This is a genomic window from Erythrobacter sp. R86502 (assembly GCF_042466465.1).
In the GTDB taxonomy this organism is placed as follows: Bacteria; Pseudomonadota; Alphaproteobacteria; order Sphingomonadales; family Sphingomonadaceae; genus Erythrobacter.
In genome coordinates, this window is record NZ_JAXHCJ010000001.1 from 2,688,673 (window position 1) to 2,704,953 (window position 16,281).

20 protein-coding genes are annotated in these 16,281 nt (G+C 62.2%); 14 read left to right on the plus strand and 6 right to left on the minus strand.

Features of this window, described 5'->3' with window-relative positions; genetic code table 11:
- Positions 1 to 82 precede the first annotated feature (82 nt).
- Positions 83 to 445, minus strand: a complete 363-nt coding sequence (locus SJY33_RS12940; RefSeq protein ID WP_379923184.1) for a response regulator — start codon at positions 443 to 445, stop codon at positions 83 to 85.
- 81 nt (positions 446 to 526) lie between these two features.
- Here SJY33_RS12940 and SJY33_RS12945 point away from each other — a divergent pair, with 81 nt between their 5' ends.
- From SJY33_RS12945 to SJY33_RS12965, 5 genes are read left to right on the plus strand one after another with little or no spacing between them, the layout of a single operon-like run.
- Entirely contained in the window at positions 527 to 775 is a 249-nt protein-coding gene (locus tag SJY33_RS12945; RefSeq protein ID WP_379923185.1) for a DUF3572 domain-containing protein, read from the plus strand.
- On the plus strand, positions 772 to 1,392 hold the full coding sequence (locus tag SJY33_RS12950; RefSeq protein WP_379923188.1) for an HAD family hydrolase: 621 nt from the start codon (positions 772 to 774) through the stop codon (positions 1,390 to 1,392). The genes SJY33_RS12945 and SJY33_RS12950 overlap by 4 nt, the downstream gene beginning before the upstream one ends.
- A 2-nt stretch (positions 1,393 to 1,394) precedes the next feature.
- Positions 1,395 to 1,850, plus strand: coding sequence for a RidA family protein (locus SJY33_RS12955; protein WP_379923189.1), 456 nt, complete (start codon positions 1,395 to 1,397; stop codon positions 1,848 to 1,850).
- Positions 1,847 to 2,575: a glycerophosphodiester phosphodiesterase family protein gene (locus tag SJY33_RS12960; RefSeq protein WP_379923190.1), complete on the plus strand. Its 729-nt coding sequence runs from the start codon at positions 1,847 to 1,849 to the stop codon at positions 2,573 to 2,575. Before SJY33_RS12955 ends, SJY33_RS12960 begins: the two co-directional genes overlap by 4 nt.
- On the plus strand, positions 2,572 to 3,711 hold the full coding sequence (locus SJY33_RS12965) for a GNAT family N-acetyltransferase (RefSeq protein ID WP_379923191.1): 1,140 nt from the start codon (positions 2,572 to 2,574) through the stop codon (positions 3,709 to 3,711). The genes SJY33_RS12960 and SJY33_RS12965 overlap by 4 nt, the downstream gene beginning before the upstream one ends.
- On the opposite strand, the gene SJY33_RS12970 is transcribed toward SJY33_RS12965, so the two are convergent.
- Positions 3,708 to 4,028, minus strand: coding sequence for a hypothetical protein (locus SJY33_RS12970; protein ID WP_379923193.1), 321 nt, complete (start codon positions 4,026 to 4,028; stop codon positions 3,708 to 3,710). The genes SJY33_RS12965 and SJY33_RS12970 overlap by 4 nt on opposite strands.
- A 275-nt stretch (positions 4,029 to 4,303) precedes the next feature.
- Here SJY33_RS12970 and dksA point away from each other — a divergent pair, with 275 nt between their 5' ends.
- The 5 genes from dksA (at position 4,304) to kynU (ending at position 8,709) form a co-directional block, all read left to right on the plus strand.
- Positions 4,304 to 4,762, plus strand: coding sequence for an RNA polymerase-binding protein DksA (dksA, locus tag SJY33_RS12975; protein ID WP_379923194.1), 459 nt, complete (start codon positions 4,304 to 4,306; stop codon positions 4,760 to 4,762).
- 187 nt (positions 4,763 to 4,949) lie between these two features.
- A complete protein-coding gene (locus SJY33_RS12980) occupies positions 4,950 to 5,327 on the plus strand; it encodes a PilZ domain-containing protein (RefSeq protein ID WP_379923195.1) in 378 nt (125 codons plus the stop codon).
- An 81-nt stretch (positions 5,328 to 5,408) separates the two neighbouring features.
- Entirely contained in the window at positions 5,409 to 6,878 is a 1,470-nt protein-coding gene (locus tag SJY33_RS12985; RefSeq protein ID WP_379923196.1) for an ABC transporter substrate-binding protein, read from the plus strand.
- 38 nt (positions 6,879 to 6,916) lie between these two features.
- Positions 6,917 to 7,318, plus strand: a complete 402-nt coding sequence (locus SJY33_RS12990) for a DUF4112 domain-containing protein (RefSeq protein ID WP_379923197.1) — start codon at positions 6,917 to 6,919, stop codon at positions 7,316 to 7,318.
- Positions 7,319 to 7,485: 167 nt separating this feature from the next.
- A complete protein-coding gene (gene kynU / locus SJY33_RS12995; protein WP_379923198.1) occupies positions 7,486 to 8,709 on the plus strand; it encodes a kynureninase in 1,224 nt (407 codons plus the stop codon).
- Positions 8,710 to 8,739: 30 nt separating this feature from the next.
- On the opposite strand, the gene SJY33_RS13000 is transcribed toward kynU, so the two are convergent.
- Together SJY33_RS13000 and SJY33_RS13005 are read right to left on the minus strand one after the other, a co-directional pair.
- Positions 8,740 to 9,252 (minus strand): molybdenum cofactor guanylyltransferase, encoded by a 513-nt coding sequence (locus SJY33_RS13000; protein WP_379923199.1) that lies wholly within the window; start codon positions 9,250 to 9,252, stop codon positions 8,740 to 8,742.
- A gap of 70 nt (positions 9,253 to 9,322) precedes the next feature.
- A complete protein-coding gene (locus SJY33_RS13005) occupies positions 9,323 to 10,915 on the minus strand; it encodes a fatty acid--CoA ligase (protein ID WP_379923200.1) in 1,593 nt (530 codons plus the stop codon).
- 154 nt (positions 10,916 to 11,069) lie between these two features.
- Here SJY33_RS13005 and SJY33_RS13010 point away from each other — a divergent pair, with 154 nt between their 5' ends.
- Together SJY33_RS13010 and SJY33_RS13015 are read left to right on the plus strand one after the other, a co-directional pair.
- Positions 11,070 to 11,588 carry a PH domain-containing protein gene (locus tag SJY33_RS13010; RefSeq protein ID WP_379923201.1) on the plus strand — a complete coding sequence of 173 codons (519 nt, stop codon included), beginning with the start codon at positions 11,070 to 11,072 and terminating at the stop codon, positions 11,586 to 11,588.
- On the plus strand, positions 11,560 to 13,173 hold the full coding sequence (locus SJY33_RS13015) for a PH domain-containing protein (protein WP_379923202.1): 1,614 nt from the start codon (positions 11,560 to 11,562) through the stop codon (positions 13,171 to 13,173). Before SJY33_RS13010 ends, SJY33_RS13015 begins: the two co-directional genes overlap by 29 nt.
- Here SJY33_RS13015 and SJY33_RS13020 read toward each other — a convergent pair.
- Positions 13,119 to 13,436, minus strand: coding sequence for a GNAT family N-acetyltransferase (locus SJY33_RS13020; RefSeq protein ID WP_379923203.1), 318 nt, complete (start codon positions 13,434 to 13,436; stop codon positions 13,119 to 13,121). The two genes, SJY33_RS13015 and SJY33_RS13020, sit on opposite strands and share 55 nt — an antisense overlap.
- Positions 13,437 to 13,489: 53 nt before the next feature.
- Here SJY33_RS13020 and SJY33_RS13025 point away from each other — a divergent pair, with 53 nt between their 5' ends.
- Positions 13,490 to 14,509 carry a threonine aldolase family protein gene (locus SJY33_RS13025; protein WP_379923204.1) on the plus strand — a complete coding sequence of 340 codons (1,020 nt, stop codon included), beginning with the start codon at positions 13,490 to 13,492 and terminating at the stop codon, positions 14,507 to 14,509.
- Complete coding sequence (locus tag SJY33_RS13030) at positions 14,506 to 15,453, plus strand: DMT family transporter (RefSeq protein ID WP_379923205.1); 948 nt, start codon at positions 14,506 to 14,508, stop codon at positions 15,451 to 15,453. The genes SJY33_RS13025 and SJY33_RS13030 overlap by 4 nt, the downstream gene beginning before the upstream one ends.
- On the opposite strand, the gene SJY33_RS13035 is transcribed toward SJY33_RS13030, so the two are convergent.
- Positions 15,454 to 16,248: an SDR family NAD(P)-dependent oxidoreductase gene (locus SJY33_RS13035; protein ID WP_379923206.1), complete on the minus strand. Its 795-nt coding sequence runs from the start codon at positions 16,246 to 16,248 to the stop codon at positions 15,454 to 15,456. It abuts the gene before it with no gap.
- Between the last annotated feature and the right edge of the window lie 33 nt (positions 16,249 to 16,281).

Consider the following 16,281-nt stretch of genomic DNA (forward strand, 5'->3'; position numbering starts at 1 on the left):
ATGCCCTGAGCACGGTCGGACGTCGCAAAGCGCCCGTCGCCTTGCCTTGGATCATAAGCGTTTCGCGGTTTCGCACCGCCTATCAGACCAGCGCGTTGACTGCAGTCATGAAGGGGCCAATTGACACAGGTTTCGACAGATAACCTTCTGCGCCCGCAGCACGGATGCGTTCTTCATCACCCTTCGCCGCGAAGGCGGTCACGGCCAGCACCGGAATACCGGCGAGCCTGTGATCGCGCTTGGCAGCTTCGATCAGATCGACACCAGATACGCCGCCAAGCTGGATATCCATGATGATGAGGTCGGGCGATGTGGCGCGCGCTGTATCCAGCACCTTGTTGCCTTCCGCCACGGGTTCCACATCGAACCCGTTGGCGCGTAATACGTCGCAGAACAATTTCCTGTTAAGGTCATTGTCCTCGACAACCATGATACGCTTTGTCACTGCTTGCCCCGCATTCGACCGGTGTAAGACTAACCACGCAGAAAGGACAGGACAATCCCGCATCGACCCTCATCCGAGCCGGTGAATCCGCAGATGCTGGCGCTGGCGGCGCTCGGCTGGGTGCTGGAAGATGATGATCGTGCGAGCCGTTACCTTGAATTGACCGGCCTCGATCCCGATTCTCTCAGGACTGGACTGGGCGATCCGATGATCCTCGCCTCTGCGCTCGAATTTCTTTCCAATCACGAACCCGATCTGATTCGCGCGGCAGAGGCTTTAGCTGTCACGCCCGAGGAACTGGTTGCCGCCAAGGACGCTTTGCACGCATGACCCGCCCGCTCATCATCTCCGACTGCGACGAAGTGCTGCTGCACATGGTGGCACCTTTCAAGACCTGGCTCGAAGGTTCGCAAGGTGTCGCCTTCCATCTCGAAGGCCACAACTTTGCCGAAGCGCTGCGCTGGCAGGACAGCGGCGATTTGCTGGCGCCAGCCGACATCTGGAAAATGCTGGGCCGGTTTTTCGACAGCGAAATGGATTCACAGATGCCGATTGCGGGCGCGGTCGAAGGCATCAACACGCTGGCGGAAAAGGCCGATGTGGTGATTCTGACCAATCTGGTCGACGCGCACCGCGATGCGCGGGCCGAGCAGTTGGCCAAGGTTGGCATCAATGCCCGGGTCTTTACCAATCAGGGGCCGAAGGGGCCGGCGCTCAAGGCGATCATCGACGAATACGCGCCGACCCGCGCCGTTTTCATCGACGATCTGGCCCAGCACCATGCCTCGGTCGCCGATATCACGCCGCAGGTCACAAGGTTGCACCTGTGCGGCGAACCAATGATCGCCCATGCGATTGATTGCGCTCATAAATCAGGCCATGCGGAGGCCCGTATCGATACCTGGGATGAAGCCCTGCCGTGGCTGCTGGAACGACTGGAGAACTGAATATGACGATCGCTGCCAAACTTGCCGAACTCGGCATAACACTTCCGAAGGCCGCAGCGCCCGTTGCCAGCTACGTGCCGGTTGTGGTGCAGGGCAGTTTTGCCCACGTGTCCGGTCAGTTGCCCTTTGTCGATGGCGCTGTGGTAACGGGCCGATTGGGCGATGATGTCAGCGTCGAAGATGGCCAGGCCGCCGCTCGCGCCTGCGCGCTCATGATCATTGCGCAGCTCGAAGCGGCAGGCTTGCTCGAACAGGTTGAACGGATCGTGAAACTGGGCGCCTTCGTCAATTGCACCGCCGATTTCACCGATCAGCCCGAAGTTGCCAACGGCGCTTCGAACCTGATGGAGCAGGTGTTTGGCGACGCCGGCAAGCACGCACGCGCCGCCGTTGGCGTCCCTGCCTTGCCGCGCGGCGCGGCGGTGGAAGTCGATGCGGTTATCGCTCTGAAGGCATGAATGAAAGGCGCGCTCCGGACTGGCTGACGCAGTGGGAATATGCCCACCGCGGTTTGCATTCTGCGGGCGTGCCGGAAAATTCGCTTGCGGCTGCGGAAGCAGCCATTGCGGCTGGCATGGGGGTCGAATGCGATATCCAGCGCAGCCGCGATGATCATCCGATGGTATTTCACGATTGGGATCTGGCGCGCCTCACCGGGGCTGCGGGGGCTACTGGCCGCCGCAGCGCTATTGAAATCGAACAGCTATTTCTCAACGACACCGAACACCGACCTTTCCGGCTTGCAGCGCTGCTCGATCGGATCGCGGGCCGCGTGCCGTTGCTGATCGAGATCAAGTCGCGCCCGCGTTACAGCATCGCTGCAAGCTGCGCGGCTGTCAGGCATTTGCTCGGCGAATATGCTGGACCGGCCGCGGTCATGAGTTTCGACCCCCGCGTCGCCCGCTGGTTCCGCCGATACGCACCGAAGGTTTGCGCCGGTCTGGTCATGCGTGAGGATGAGCGCGGCGACACGCAATCGCCGTGGCGGCGCACGCTCGCATTGCGGATCGCGCAGCCTGATTTTCTTGCCTATCACATCGACGCTTTGCCCAGCCGCTGGGTCGCAGGATTGCGTGCCGAAGGACTGCCTGTGCTGACCTGGACGGTTAACTCGCCCGAGACGCGTGCCCGTGCGCGCGCCCATGCCGATGCGCTGATTGCCGAAGGGGCTGGGCTGGCGTGAGCGACGCAGACTTGATCGTTCGTATTGCTTCTTCGGTCGGCAATTTCCCTTCCGAGGAATGGAACGCGCTGGGCGGAAACGACAATCCGTTTGTCAGCCACGAATTCCTCACCGCGATGGAGGATTCGGGCAGTGTCGGCCCCGGCACCGGGTGGGAGCCCGCGCCGATCGTCATCACCGATGCTGCGGGCAGGTTGCTCGCCGCGATGCCGTCCTATGCCAAGGGCCATTCGCAGGGCGAATATGTCTTCGACCACGCATGGGCCGATGCATGGCACAGGGCAGGGGGGCGCTATTACCCCAAGCTTCAGATTGCCGCACCGTTCACCCCGGCCACCGGTCCGCGCTTGCTGCTGAGCGATCCGGCGCTTGCCCCGCATTTGCTCAAGGGGGCCGAGGCGGTCTGTCTTCAGAATAATATGTCGTCGGCTCATGCCACATTTGTTGAGCCTGTCCAGATGCCGCTTTTCGAACAAGCCGGCTGGTTGGCACGCACTGATATCCAGTTCCACTGGTTCAATCACGGCTATACCTGTTTCGACGATTTCCTCGCCGTGCTCTCATCGCGCAAACGCAAGGATCTTCGCAAGGAACGCGCTGCGGCGGTGGAAGGCCTGACGATCCAGCATATCATCGGTGTGGACATCACCGAGGCGCACTGGGATGCGTTCTGGGTATTCTATCAGGACACCGGCGCGCGCAAATGGGGCCAACCCTATCTGACGCGCGAAGCCTTCACCCTGCTGGGCGAGCGGCTAGGCGACCGGATCATCCTCATCCTCGCCTATGACGGCGACGAACCTATCGCCGGCGCGCTTAATTTCGCCGGACGCGATGCGCTCTACGGACGATACTGGGGCTGCACCCGCGAGGTGCGCTTCCTGCATTTCGAACTGTGTTATTATCAGGCGATCGATATTGCGATTGCACGCGGGTTGCCCCGCGTTGAGGCGGGCGCGCAGGGCGGGCACAAGCTGGCCCGCGGGTATGAGCCGGTGCAGACGCTGTCGGCGCACTGGATCGCCGATCCCGGCTTTCGCAGCGCGGTTGCCGATTTTCTTGAACAAGAGCGCGCCGGCGTGGCGAGCGATCAGATGTATCTTGGCAGCCGCACCCCGTTCCGCAAAGGCGATTAGGCTGCTTGCTGGTGGCCTTCCGCCAGCCACTGCCGCGCGCGGCGCTGGGCTTCGGCGATTTCGCGCGCCGTCATCTCATCGGAAATATCGGCGCGGCAATAGGCGGCTTCTTCATGACCGCGTGCGGCGGCAAGGTTGAACCACTTGTGCGCTTCGACCAGATCACACGTTGCACCGTTGCTGCCGGTCGAAAACGCGACGCCAAGATCGAAGCACGCCCCTGCCTGACCCATCGCGGCAGCAGCCAGCCATGTGCCCAGCATGTGCTCGCCCGATGTTCCACGTGAAACATTCGCGTCGATTGCGATGATTGTCATGATTTAGTCCCCGTCAGTCACCAGATCGCCCCCAAGCGACCTTCCGTGCGACAAGAAGTGCGGTGTGTATGGTCAAAAATTGGTTAACGTCTCCCGCCGTTTGTGAAGTTGCGCCATTTGCCCCCGTTTGATTCCCAAAGCCGCTTGTGCCCTTTCAGAGGCTTGCCTATAGGGCGCGCATTGCTTCAGCTTGCTGGGACCAAGTGAGCCAATGAAAAAATTCAGGTGTCAGGACGCGACGGTCTTCCCAGCGGCTCACGGTATGAGAGAGCTTGATGCCAACAACCGCGTCTGACGACATCGATATCCTTGAAAAAGCCAAGCGGCTGCTGGCTCCGAACTATGTCCCGAGCGAGGACGAGGATTACATGAACGACCGCCAGCAGGCCTATTTCCGGATGCTGCTGCTGGAATGGAAACGCTCGATTCATTCGGCCGCCGGCCAAACACTTCAATCCTTGCAGGACGGCCCGATCCGGGAAGCCGATCTGACCGATCGGGCATCGAGCGAAACCGACTGGGGCATCGAACTGCGGACCCGCGACCGTCAGCGCAAGCTGGTATCCAAGATCGATTCCGCGCTGCGCCGGATCGATACCGGCGATTACGGCTATTGCGAGGTGACTGGTGATCCCATCGGGTTGCGGCGCCTGATTGCGCGGCCTGTGGCTACGATGACGGTCGAAGCGCAGGAAGCACACGAGCGGCGCGAAAAGATTTCGCGCGACGATTGAAGGCGCCTTGCGACTTCAGTCATGTCCCCGCTTGGGACGGCCTGAAACACGGAAGGTCTTCGGGGCACAATTTTTACCAGTCGTTAACCGCGTATATCGCAACAGCGTTGGTGTGTTCTTGCATCACGGCCTATGGTCGGTCTGCCGGCACGCTTGGTTCAATTCGGCTTAGGAGGTCACCCTGACGATGACAGGAGTTGAGACACGCAGCGTCGCGCGCGACAGCCTGTTTCTGCTGGCGGACATTCGCGTCGAACATAACGCCGAGGTGCACCGCACCCGGGTGCGCAATCTTTCGGATGGCGGGATGATGGGGGAAGGCCAGCTGCGCGTGCAACGCGGCCACCGTGTCATCGTGGAATTGCGCAATGTTGGCGCGGTGAACGGTACGGTCGCCTGGGTGCAAGACAACCGCTTCGGTGTCGCTTTCGACGAGGAAATCGACTCTCAGAAAGCCCGCCGGCCATTACAAGCCAATGAAGCCGAAGATACCGTGCTTGCCAGCCCTTCGTGGGCGCACCGCGCGCCGCCGCCACCGCAGCGCAAGAACTTGCGCAAAATCTGATTGCGCACCCGGCGCGAGGCTTACGCCGAAGCGATACGCGACAAGCTGACCCGCGCGATTCAACCTGCTAGGCAGGGTACAATGCGATTCTGCCTTCTCCTTATTGCTGCGCTGGCGACGTGGTCCTGCGGCCCATCGGGCGCGGGCGGTCCGGTGGAGGTGGCGGTTATCGGTGCGCCCGATGATCCGTTCGAGCAGGGGGTGCGGCTTTCACTTGCTGCGCAGCACCTGCGGGCTGCGTCAACCGAAGGACTGGTGGCGCTTGATCCGGCCGGTCAGGTTGTGCCGGCGATTGCCGAACGCTGGATCGTGACGGACGATGGTCTCAGCTACATCTTTCGGCTGCGCGACAGCACGTGGCCGGGGGGCGAGGAGATAACTGCCGCCGAAATTCGCCAGCAAATGCGCGCCGCATTGGTGCGGCTCCGCGGCACATCGCTCGGGCTTGATCTTGCCAAGGTGCGCGATATCCGCGCGATGACGGGCCGGGTCGTCGAAGTGCGGCTGATCTCGCCGATGCCGGATTTTCTCCGGCTTCTGGCACAGCCCGAACTGGGCCTTTCGATGAACGGCAGCGGCGCAGGCCCCATGGTGATGTCGCGCGACGAAGAAACATCGGTAGCCCGGTTGACTGCGCTTCCCCCTGAATTGCGCGGGCTTTCAGCCAGAGAAGATTGGGAGGATGTGGCGCGCCCTGTGGCGGTCAGCGCATCAAGCGCGTCCGAAGCCGTGGCCGCCTTTTCACGCGGCGATGTCGATCTGGTGCTCGGCGGCAGCCTGATCGATTTCCCGCAGGCAGAGGTCGGCCCGCTTTCGCGCGGAACGATCCAGGTCGATCCGGCGCTAGGCCTGCTGGGCCTGATGGTGCGCAACGAAGCGGGGTTTCTCGCCGATCCTGACCGCCGGGAAGCCTTGTCGATGGCGATTGACCGCGCAGCCCTCATTCGCAGTTTCGGGCTTGCCGGGTGGCGCGATAGCAGCTGGATCGTCCCGCCCGATACCTTTGCCAATCCGCCTTATGGCGCAAGCCGCTGGGGCAATGCCTCGATCGAGGACCGCCGCCGTGCAGCGGCCGCCCGGGTGCGCGCATGGTCGGCTGCCGAACCCGGGCGCGAGGCATCGGTGCGAATTGCGTTACCTTCCGGGCCGGGCGGCGATATTCTGATGCGCGAACTGACCGCGGCATGGGGCGCCATCGGCGTGACGACGCGCCGTGTGCGCAAGGGTGAGGCCGCTGATCTTGAACTGCGCGACAATCTGGCACGATACCCTTCGCCGCGCTGGTATCTCAACCAGTTCCACTGCAGCCTCAAGGCCGGGCTCTGCGCGCCCGAGGCGGATGCTTTGGTGGAGCAATCTCTGACCGAAAGCGACCCGGCGGTGCGGGGGCAATTGATCGTGGAAGCGACCGCCAAACTGGTCGAGCGCGAGGTTTACATCCCGCTTGGGGCCCCCGTGCGTTGGGCGCTGGTGCGTGGCACAATTCGCAACTACCAACCCAATATCTGGGCGATGCACCCCTTGTTCCCGTTATCCCAACCCACCACCTGACAGGTATGACAACGCCGAACCCCCGCCGCCCCGAACCGATGAAATTCACGCTCCCGACCGGTTCCGATCCGGCATCCGTGCGTGCGCGCGTGACCGCCATGGAGCGGCTGCTGGAACGCAGCTTCACCATCCCCGGCGTGAATATGCCCGTGGGCCTTGATGCCATTGTCGGGCTTGTGCCGGTTCTGGGCGACGTGGTGACGAGCGCGATGGGCGCTTACATCGTGTGGGAAGCGCGCAACCTTGGCCTGCCGAAGTGGAAGCTGGCCCGGATGGGCATGAACGTCGTGTTCGATACCGCCATCGGAGCGATTCCGCTGATCGGTGATGCCGCGGATCTGGTGTTCCGTTCCAATAGCAAGAACCTGCGCATGATCCTTAAGCATCTCGACACGCACCACCCGGAAACACGCGTGATCGAAGGCAAGGTGCGCGGATAATTTGCGTGCCGCGCCTTGCACGCTAAGGATCGGTTGATGCGATCTGATGATACTGATGCGGGCTTCGCTGGCCCTGATCGCACCCGTTCCGCGTCCGGCGTGCCTTTTTGCCAGGGCGCGCTGCCGCAGGCCCTCTGTTCCGAACTGCTGATGTCCAGGATCGCCTTATGACCCCCGAAACGCGCGTGGCAGAATTCGACGCGGCCGATCCGTTGGCACACTATCGCGACCGGTTCACCTTGCCCGGCGGCGTTATCTATCTGGATGGCAATTCGCTGGGGGCTTTGCCCAAGGCAACCGGGCCGGCCCTGCAGCAGGTAATCGCGCAGCAATGGGGCGAAGGATTGATCCGGTCATGGAACAGCGCCGGCTGGTTTGAAGCTGCCGGAAGGATCGGCGGCAAGATCGCCCCTCTTGTTGGCGCAGACAGGGACGAAGTCATCGCCTGCGATTCGACCAGCGTGAACCTGTTCAAACTTATCGCCGGCGCGCTCGCAATGCGGCCGGGGCGCAGGGTGATCCTGTCCGAACCGGGAAATTTTCCCACCGATCTTTACATGATTGCCGGGTTGGAGGCGCAGGGACTTGCGACCCGGCGTCTGGCCGAACGGCATCGCCTGACAGAAGCACTGGACGGTGATGTCGCGTTGCTGATGCTAACGCATGTGCATTACAAGACCGGCGCCATGCACGACATGGCCGCATTGACCCGCGCAGCCCATGACGCAGGCGCGCTGGTGTTGTGGGACCTGTCCCATTCAACAGGAGCGTTACCGGTCGATCTGAACGGTGTCGGCGCGGATTTTGCCGTGGGCTGCGGGTATAAATACCTGTGCGGCGGGCCGGGTGCGCCCGCATTTGCCTTTGTTGCGCGGCGGAATCACGACACGTTCCAGCAACCGCTGACGGGGTGGTTCGGCCATGCATCGCCTTTTGCTTTCTCCGATGATTATGAAGGCGCACCGGGTATCGAAAGGCTGCAATGCGGCACGCCGCCGGTGCTTGGTCTGGCAGCGTTGGAAATCGGGGTCGACCTGATCGCCGAAATCGGTGTCCACCGCTTGTATGCCAAATCACAGGCGCTGTCGGAATTCTTCCTTGAAAGCCTGATGGCGCATGGTGTCGAACTGGAGCTGGTGAGCCCACCGCAGGCTGGCAAGCGAGGCAGTCAACTCTCGTTCCGCACGCCCGATGCCTATGCCATCTGCCAGGCGCTGATCGCGCGCGGCGTGATCGGTGATTTTCGTGCGCCCGACGTGTTGCGGCTGGGTTTTGCCCCCGCCTATCTCAGCTTCGCCGACATGGCCGGTGCAGCGCGCCACCTGGCCGAAGTGTTGACTTCGGGCGAATGGCAACGCGCTGAATTTCAGGAACGGGCCGCTGTAACCTAGGCAGGCCTGCTGTTTGGGATGGCCGGGCGATCAGTCCTGCGGAAGATCTTCCGGTCGGTTCACATTCAACAGGGCCACCGGCGGGGTCACCTGCCTAGCGCTGATACGTTCGGCGAAGCGATAAAGACCGCGGCCCCCATCGTTCAGGAAGGATTCCAGCCCGGCGAATGCATCGACGGGCCACAACCCGATGACCGGTTGACTGGCAACGATGGCCGCGCCTTCGCCGGTCAACATTGCAACCATATCTCTAGGCAGGTTGGGCACATCCACTCCGGCCGACAGCACATGGGCAAAGCCGCGCGTTTCGGCGTGTCGCAATGCTGCCGCCAATCCGCCAAGTGGGCCAAGTGCGGGTGCGGGCCAGTCAGGGATTGAGGCGAAGCCGTGTTCGATGCGCCCGCACATCACCACTACATCGCATTGCGCTGACAAGGCGGCTGTGACCCGGTCGATCATGCGTTCGCCGCGATACAGGGCTTGGGCCTTGTCGCTACCAAAGCGTCGGGCCTGGCCGCCTGCCAGAACTGCGCCCAATATCATATCGCCAGCACCTTGATCGCGCCCAATCGCCCGCCGTTCGGCAGGGGTGCCTGCTTTGAATGGCGCAGGATCAATTTACGCCCCGGTCTTTGCCCGCCCAATAAGGCGCACGCAATTCGCGCCGCAATATCTTGCCACTGGGATTGCGCGGCAATTCGGCGACGAAATCGATGGACTTGGGGCATTTGTACCCGGCGATCTGCTGGCGGGCATGGGCGATCAGTTCGGCTTCGCTCAAAGCCGCCGCGCCCTTCACCACCACACAGGCTTTCACCGCCTCGCCCCAGCGTGCGTCGGGCACGCCGATCACCGCCACATCCGCCACCGAAGGGTGCGAATAGATAGCGTTTTCGACTTCGGCAGGATAGATGTTTTCACCGCCGGAAATGATCATGTCCTTCACGCGGTCGTGGATGTAGAGATAGCCGTCAGCATCCAGATAGCCGGCGTCACCCGTGCGGAGCCAGCCTTTAGCATCGATCGTCGCAGCGGTCGCTTCGGGCTTGTTCCAGTATCCGCGCATGTTCCTGTCCGACCGCGTGGCGATTTCGCCCACGGTGCCGACCGGAACGGGCGCGCCCGCTTCATCGATGACCTTGATTTCAACCCCGGCAAGCGGTTTGCCGACGCTCCGCATGCGCCGGCTGCCTTCCGGAACATGATCTTCGGGATCGAGTGCGACAATGGTACCGCTGGTTTCGGTCATGCCGTACATCTGCACAAACCCGCACCCGATGATGCGAATAGCTTCGCGCATCAGGTCCAGCGGGATCGGTGACGCACCGTAGGTGATGTAGCGCAATCGGCTGAAATCCGTCTCGGCAACCCTCGGATGGTTCAGCAGGATCTGAAGCGCGGCAGGGACGAGGAAGATCTTCGAGATATTGTAATTCTGGATCAGATCCAGCGTTTTGCCTGGATCAAACTCAGGCAGAATGATCGAAGTGGTTCCAGCAACCATCGTGCTGATACCCGCGCCTGTACCGCTGATATGGAAACATGGCATGGCCAACAGGGTGACATCGCCGGGGACGGGCATCTGCCATGCGCGAATCTCTGCGCCCGCCGCCTTGGCATCGCGGCTTGACAAGATTGTGCCATGCGTTGTCACGGCACCCTTGGGCTTTCCCGTCGTCCCCGACGTGTAAAGCTGCAACGCATCATCCCCTGCACGAACATGATGCGCAGGCCGCGCGGCCGAACATTCACTTCGCCAGATGCGGTAATCGGTGCCGGTATAGTCGGGTGCGTCGATACCGATCACCGCGGTCATGTGCGGACATTCGCTGCGGATGTCTGCGATCATGTTGGCAAAACCTTCGCCGATGAACACGACCCTCGCCTGACAATCATCGAGAATGTAAGCGATTTCAGGTGCAGCCAGCCGCCAGTTGACCGGGGTCATGACCGCGCCGATCCGCGACGCGCCCAGAAAGGTTTCGAAGTAAAATGCGTGGTTCTTGCCCAGAAACGCGATGCGTTCGCCAGCCTTCACGCCAAGCGCCCCCAATCCGTTGGCGACACGGTTTGCCGCTTCATCAAGCGCGGCAAAGCTGATGTCTTCATGCGCGTAGGTAAAGGCGACAACCGCGCCTTGCGTCTCTGCATGCTGGCCGACGATCGCGCAGAACGATTCCGGAGCGGGCGCTGTGTTTTCTCCCATGAAAGGGGGATAGTCCGTGTTGCAGCGCGTGTCATGAACGCAATTTGCGCGGTGGCATAAGGCGGTAAGCCTTCAGCGGATCAGCATCGCCGTGCGCTGCACAGCTTTCAGAAATGCGCTAGGCAAATGCGCTGTATTGCGTCAGTAAGGCACCATGGATTACGCGCCCCCCATCACCCCCGTTCCAGCACCATTCGATGAAGACGATGCGCTGACCAGACTGCATCCCAATTACGCGCATGCCTTGCGAGTGCGCGCGATCCTTGTCGCCATCCCGTTCCTTGTCAGCGCTCTGGTTCTGGAGACGGCCTTTCGCGGTGAGCAGCTGTTTCCAGCTGGCATTATCGCCGTCCCGGTTTTGCTGGCGGCGATCGCGCTGATCATCCGCGTGCCGACGCGCCGGTATGGGGCCCGCGGGTATCAGATCAATACCGATCGGCTGCGCGTTGTGCGCGGCTTGCTGTTCCGGTCGGACACAGTGGTTCCCTTCAGCCGGGTCCAGCACATCGATGTCCAGCAAGGCCCGCTTGAACGCTTTTTCGGGATAGCAACCCTCACCCTTCACACGGCCGGCAACCACAATGCCAGCGTATCGCTACCCGGTCTTGGGGAGGAACTGGCACGGGAAATGCGGGAAATGATCCGTGCCCACATTCGCCGCGAAACGGTTTGAACGCGCGGTGATGAACCAGCCGCAGCGCACTGCCCCGGTCAGCGTGATACTGGGCGCAATCGGCGCTATCCGCAGCGCCATCGTCCCCGCTCTCGCCATTGCCTTTTCGGGTATCGGGGGGAACGACCGCATCTGGGTGGCATTGGGCGTGGGTGTGGCAGCGGCAGCGATCGGCACGCTGGTCAGTTATATCGGGTGGCGCAGGCTCACCTACACGATCGGTGAAGCCGATATTCGCGTTGAAAGCGGTGTGATGAGCCGCACGGCGCGATCAGTGCCGTTCGAACGTATTCAGGACGTCAGCATCGAAGCCAAGCCCCTGCCGCGATTGTTCGGGTTGGTTGCTGCGAAGTTCGAAACCGGGGCGGGCGGGGGTGACGATCTTACGTTGCAATTTCTGAGCGCCGCCGAAGGGGGACGGCTGAGACAGCTTGTGCGCGAACGCCGCGACGACGAGGCGGCGTTGTCCGCCGGACATGCGCAGCCGCAGGGTGCAACCTTAGCTGACGATGCTGGCGATCTGCTTTACACCATGTCGCCCCGCCGGTTGCTGACTTTCGGCCTGTTCGAATTTTCACTCGCGGTGTTCGCCGTTCTGGGCGGCTTGCTGCAATATGCCGATAATGTGTCCAGCATTGATGTCTGGAACGTCAAGCTATGGCGCGGCTGGCTGGAAGAACAGGGCAGCGTTGTGGCGAGCCTTGGCCCCTACGTGCAGGCCGCCGCCGCACTGGCCGGACTGATCGCGTTACTGATCGTCGGTGTTGCGACAGGACTGGTTCGGACGGTCTTGCGTGATTGGGGTTTCACGCTGACCCGTTCAGCGCGGGGATTTCGCCGCCAGCGCGGGCTGTTGACCCGAACCGATGTGGTCATGCCTGCGCATCGGGTACAGGGCCTTGTGATCGGTACAGGGGTGGTGCGTTATCGGTTCGGTTGGCATGGCCTCAGCTTCGTCAGTCTTGCGCAGGATGCTGGTAGCGCAAGCCATGAAGTTGCGCCCTTTGCCAAGATGACGGACATCGCGCCGATCGCAGCTGCGGCCGGCTTCGCATTGCCGAATGCACGCCTGCGTTGGCATCGCGCCAGCAAGCGCCATCGTAATGATCGCGTGTTCCGTGATGCGACGATTTTCCTCGTTTTGACCGCAGCCGCCGCCATTCTTGCGCCTCCGGGCCTGTTCCTGATTCCACTGGGCGCGGCGTTACTGTCGGTCGGCGTCAACATCTATGCATGGAGCTTCCGGCGCCATGCCATCGATGGGACACAGGTCTATGCCAGCCATGGGTTCCTTTCGCCAACGCAGCTGATTGCCACGCGGCTGAAACTCCATTCGGTCGAGATCATGCAGAACCCTTTGGCGCGGCTTCGGGGTTATGCCACGGTGCATCTTGGCCTGGCAGGCGGCCAATTCACGATGCACGGGGTCATGCTCGACGACGCACGCGCACTAAGGGCGGCGGTGATCGAGACGATTGCGGGAACCGATTATTCGCAGCTCGACCACGCCCCCGATCCTGCGGACAACGATCAGGCCTTAAGCGCCGCCCAATCGGGATTGTCTTCGAACTTCTTGGCTACGTAAGAACAATCGGGCCGGATCAGAAAACCCTGCCGCTGCGCATCTTCGACCAATCGGTCCACCAGCGCGGCGGCTACACCGCGCCCGCCGATCGCGCGCGGCACGATCGTATGAGCGGCGATGCGCACGTCCTGTCCATCGCGTGCTTCGCCCGGCTCCCATTCGAGATAGCCTTCTTCTGCCGCATCCGCGAGCACGGCGACATAACGCCCGCCCTGGCCTGCGACATGGTGGGTGATGGTCAGCTTGGGGGGTTGTTCGCTCACGTTTGTATGCTCCCGCTTGTCACGCCGGAATGTGCGGCTAGAGGCGATGGGTGATGACTATGTTCAAGCCCTTCCTGTCCGACAACGCCGCAGCCGTCCACCCCCGTCTTTGGGACGCGATGCGCAAGGCCGATGAACCGGACAACCCATACGACGGGGATGCGCTTTCCGCGATGCTCGATGCGCGCTTTACCGCGTTGTTCGGGCGCGATTGTGCCGCGCTTTGGGTGGCGACGGGGACAGCAGCGAATTGTCTGGCACTTGCTACGATGTGCGCGCCGCACGGCGGGGTGGTGTGTCACCGCGAGGCGCATATCGAAGTGGATGAAGGCGGCGCACCCGGTTTCTTCCTGCACGGGGCCAAATTGATACATGCCGACGGCGAAGGGGCGATGTTAACGCCAGAGGGCATCGCTGCAGCAATCGACCCGATCCGCAACGATGTCCATCAGGTGCAGCCGCACGCCATCGCGATCACGCAGGCAAGTGAATACGGCCGCGCCTACGGGCAGGAGGAGCTTTCCGCGCTGGCAGCCTTCGCCCAGGAACGCCGGTTGGGTCTGCATATGGACGGGGCGCGGTTCGCCAATGCGGCTGCCTTCATGGGCGGATCACCTGAAAGCGCAGCGCGCGCCGCAAGTGGCCAGGTAGACAGCCTCGCCTTCGGTTTCATCAAGAACGGCGGTATGGGGGCAGAGGCCGTGGTGCTGTTCGACCCGGAGGCTGCGATGCAGGTGCGTTACCGCCGCAAGCGTGCCGGCCATTTGCAATGCAAGGGGCGCTATCTGGCGGCGCAAATCCTCGCCATGCTGGACGATGGTCTGTGGCTCGCCAACGCTGCCCACGCCAACGCGGCGGCGCAGGAAGTTGCGGCCGGATGCGCCGACCGTCTGATGCACCCGGTCGAAGCCAATGAATTGTTCGTGCGTCTGACAGAAGCCGAGCGCGCTGCACTGCGGGCGCAGGATTTTGCCTTTTATGATTGGGGCAGCGATTCGGCACGCTTCGTCACCGCCTGGAACACCCGTGCAGAAGATGCGCAGGCGCTGGGCAAGGCGATCGCTGCCTTATGAGTGACGCCTCCGCGCCGTCGATGCTCAGCCCCAGGGTGCTGATCCCCTTCATGCTGACCGGCACGATCTGGGGTTCGACCTGGTTTGTCATTACCGGGCAGATTGCCGGTGTGCCCGCAGCTTGGAGCGTGTTCTTCCGTTTCATGCTGGCAACCCCTGCATTGTTCGCGCTGGCGCTGATGATGGGCAACCGGCTGCGCCTGAGCCGGCCCGAACATCTGCTGGCACTGGGCGTCGGGATTGCGCAGTTCAGTGGCAACTTCCTGTTCGTCTACCATGCCGAAGGGCACATCACCTCGGGGATCGTGGCGGTAATGTTTGCGCTGTTGATGGTGCCCAACGCGATCTTCGCGAAGATCTTCATCGGGGAAAAGGTGCAGGGCGGTTTCATTGGCGGAAGTCTGGTTGCGATTGCGGGCGTGTCGATGCTGCTGGTCCACGAATGGAACGCCGCGCCGCTCAGCGGGAACGTGGGCCTTGGCATCATGCTGGCGATTGGCGGGATGCTCGCCGCTTCGATCGCCAATGTCGTGCAGGCCAACCCCACCGGGCGCGGGGTGCCCATGGTCAGCCTGCTTGCCTGGGCGATGCTGTATGGAACGATCTTCGATTTTGCCTATGCCTTTATCACCGCCGGTCCGCCGTCGCTACCGAGCGCTTGGCAGTTCTGGGCGGGCACGGCCTATCTGGCGATCATCGGATCGGTGGTGACGTTTCCTTTGCATTACAATCTGGTACGGGAGATTGGCGCAGGAAAGACGTCCTACAACGGTATCGTGACCGTGTGCGTGGCGATGATGCTGTCGACCCTGTTTGAGGGGTTTCAATGGGACGCGCTGTCAATGGGCGGCATGGCGCTTGCGTTGATCGGGATGGGGCTGGCGCTCAGGGCGCGGCGGGTCAAGGCCGTTCAGGTGCAGCAGAGCGGTGCGCTCAGGCGCTAGTCACAGCAGCGCCGAGAGGCCCTCGATATACGTCGGATATTGCAGCTGCCACCCTAGCACCCGCTTGGCCTTGCCATTGGCAACGCGGCGGTTCTCCATGTAGAACCCGCGCGCCATTGCGGAGAGGTTGGCCTCTTCCAGCGTTTCCAGCGGCGGCGGTTCAAGGCCCAGCAGGCGGCATGCATGTTCGGTCACGGCATTGCCGCTGGCAGGCAGATCATCACCGAGATTATAGGCGCCCGGCGGCGCGTTCTGCGTCAATGCGGCAATCACGCCGCTGACGATGTCATCCACGTGGATGCGGCTGAAAACCTGTTCGGGCAGATCAATCCGCCGGGCTTTGCCGTCGCGCACCCGGTCCAGCGCGCTGCGTCCCGGCCCGTAGATACCCGGAAGGCGAAAAGCTCTGGCGCCGAGATTGAGCCAAGCGAGGTCAGCTTCGGCCCGCGCGTTGCGGCGGCCTTCTCCCGATTGCGCAATCGTCGGCGTCGCTTCGTCCACCCATGCGCCGTCCCGGTCGCCATAAACTCCGGTGGAGGAGAGGTAGAACAGCAACTTGTCAGCCAGCGCCTCGCCATAGGTATCCAGCACGGGATCGCCGCCGCTTTCCCGGTCGGGAGGAACAGACGAAAGGATATGCGTCGCATCCCGCACCGCTGACAGCACAGCGTCACGATCCGAAAAGGCGATGTCGCCCGCGCTGCCGGTCGCCCGAACCTGCCAGCCGCGGGCCTTCATCGCGTCGGCGATGCGACCCGCCGTGTAACCCAGTCCAAAGATCAGCAAATGCGCCATGGCGGTAACCTAACCATTGGACCTGCGCCCAAA

Bases quoted from the DNA above. Each gene is read 5' to 3' on its own strand.
- SJY33_RS12950 (WP_379923188.1), top strand. From the start codon at position 772: ATGACCCGCCCGCTCATCATCTCCGACTGCGACGAAGTGCTGCTGCAC.
- SJY33_RS12955 (WP_379923189.1), top strand. From the start codon at position 1,395: ATGACGATCGCTGCCAAACTTGCCGAACTCGGCATAACACTTCCGAAG.
- SJY33_RS12960 (WP_379923190.1), top strand. From the start codon at position 1,847: ATGAATGAAAGGCGCGCTCCGGACTGGCTGACGCAGTGGGAATATGCC.
- SJY33_RS12970 (WP_379923193.1), bottom strand. From the start codon at position 4,028: ATGACAATCATCGCAATCGACGCGAATGTTTCACGTGGAACATCGGGC.
- dksA (WP_379923194.1), top strand. From the start codon at position 4,304: ATGCCAACAACCGCGTCTGACGACATCGATATCCTTGAAAAAGCCAAG.
- SJY33_RS12980 (WP_379923195.1), top strand. From the start codon at position 4,950: ATGACAGGAGTTGAGACACGCAGCGTCGCGCGCGACAGCCTGTTTCTG.
- SJY33_RS12985 (WP_379923196.1), top strand. From the start codon at position 5,409: ATGCGATTCTGCCTTCTCCTTATTGCTGCGCTGGCGACGTGGTCCTGC.
- SJY33_RS12990 (WP_379923197.1), top strand. From the start codon at position 6,917: ATGAAATTCACGCTCCCGACCGGTTCCGATCCGGCATCCGTGCGTGCG.
- kynU (WP_379923198.1), top strand. From the start codon at position 7,486: ATGACCCCCGAAACGCGCGTGGCAGAATTCGACGCGGCCGATCCGTTG.
- SJY33_RS13000 (WP_379923199.1), bottom strand. From the start codon at position 9,252: ATGATATTGGGCGCAGTTCTGGCAGGCGGCCAGGCCCGACGCTTTGGT.
- SJY33_RS13005 (WP_379923200.1), bottom strand. From the start codon at position 10,915: ATGGGAGAAAACACAGCGCCCGCTCCGGAATCGTTCTGCGCGATCGTC.
- SJY33_RS13010 (WP_379923201.1), top strand. From the start codon at position 11,070: ATGGATTACGCGCCCCCCATCACCCCCGTTCCAGCACCATTCGATGAA.
- SJY33_RS13025 (WP_379923204.1), top strand. From the start codon at position 13,490: ATGACTATGTTCAAGCCCTTCCTGTCCGACAACGCCGCAGCCGTCCAC.
- SJY33_RS13030 (WP_379923205.1), top strand. From the start codon at position 14,506: ATGAGTGACGCCTCCGCGCCGTCGATGCTCAGCCCCAGGGTGCTGATC.
- SJY33_RS13035 (WP_379923206.1), bottom strand. From the start codon at position 16,248: ATGGCGCATTTGCTGATCTTTGGACTGGGTTACACGGCGGGTCGCATC.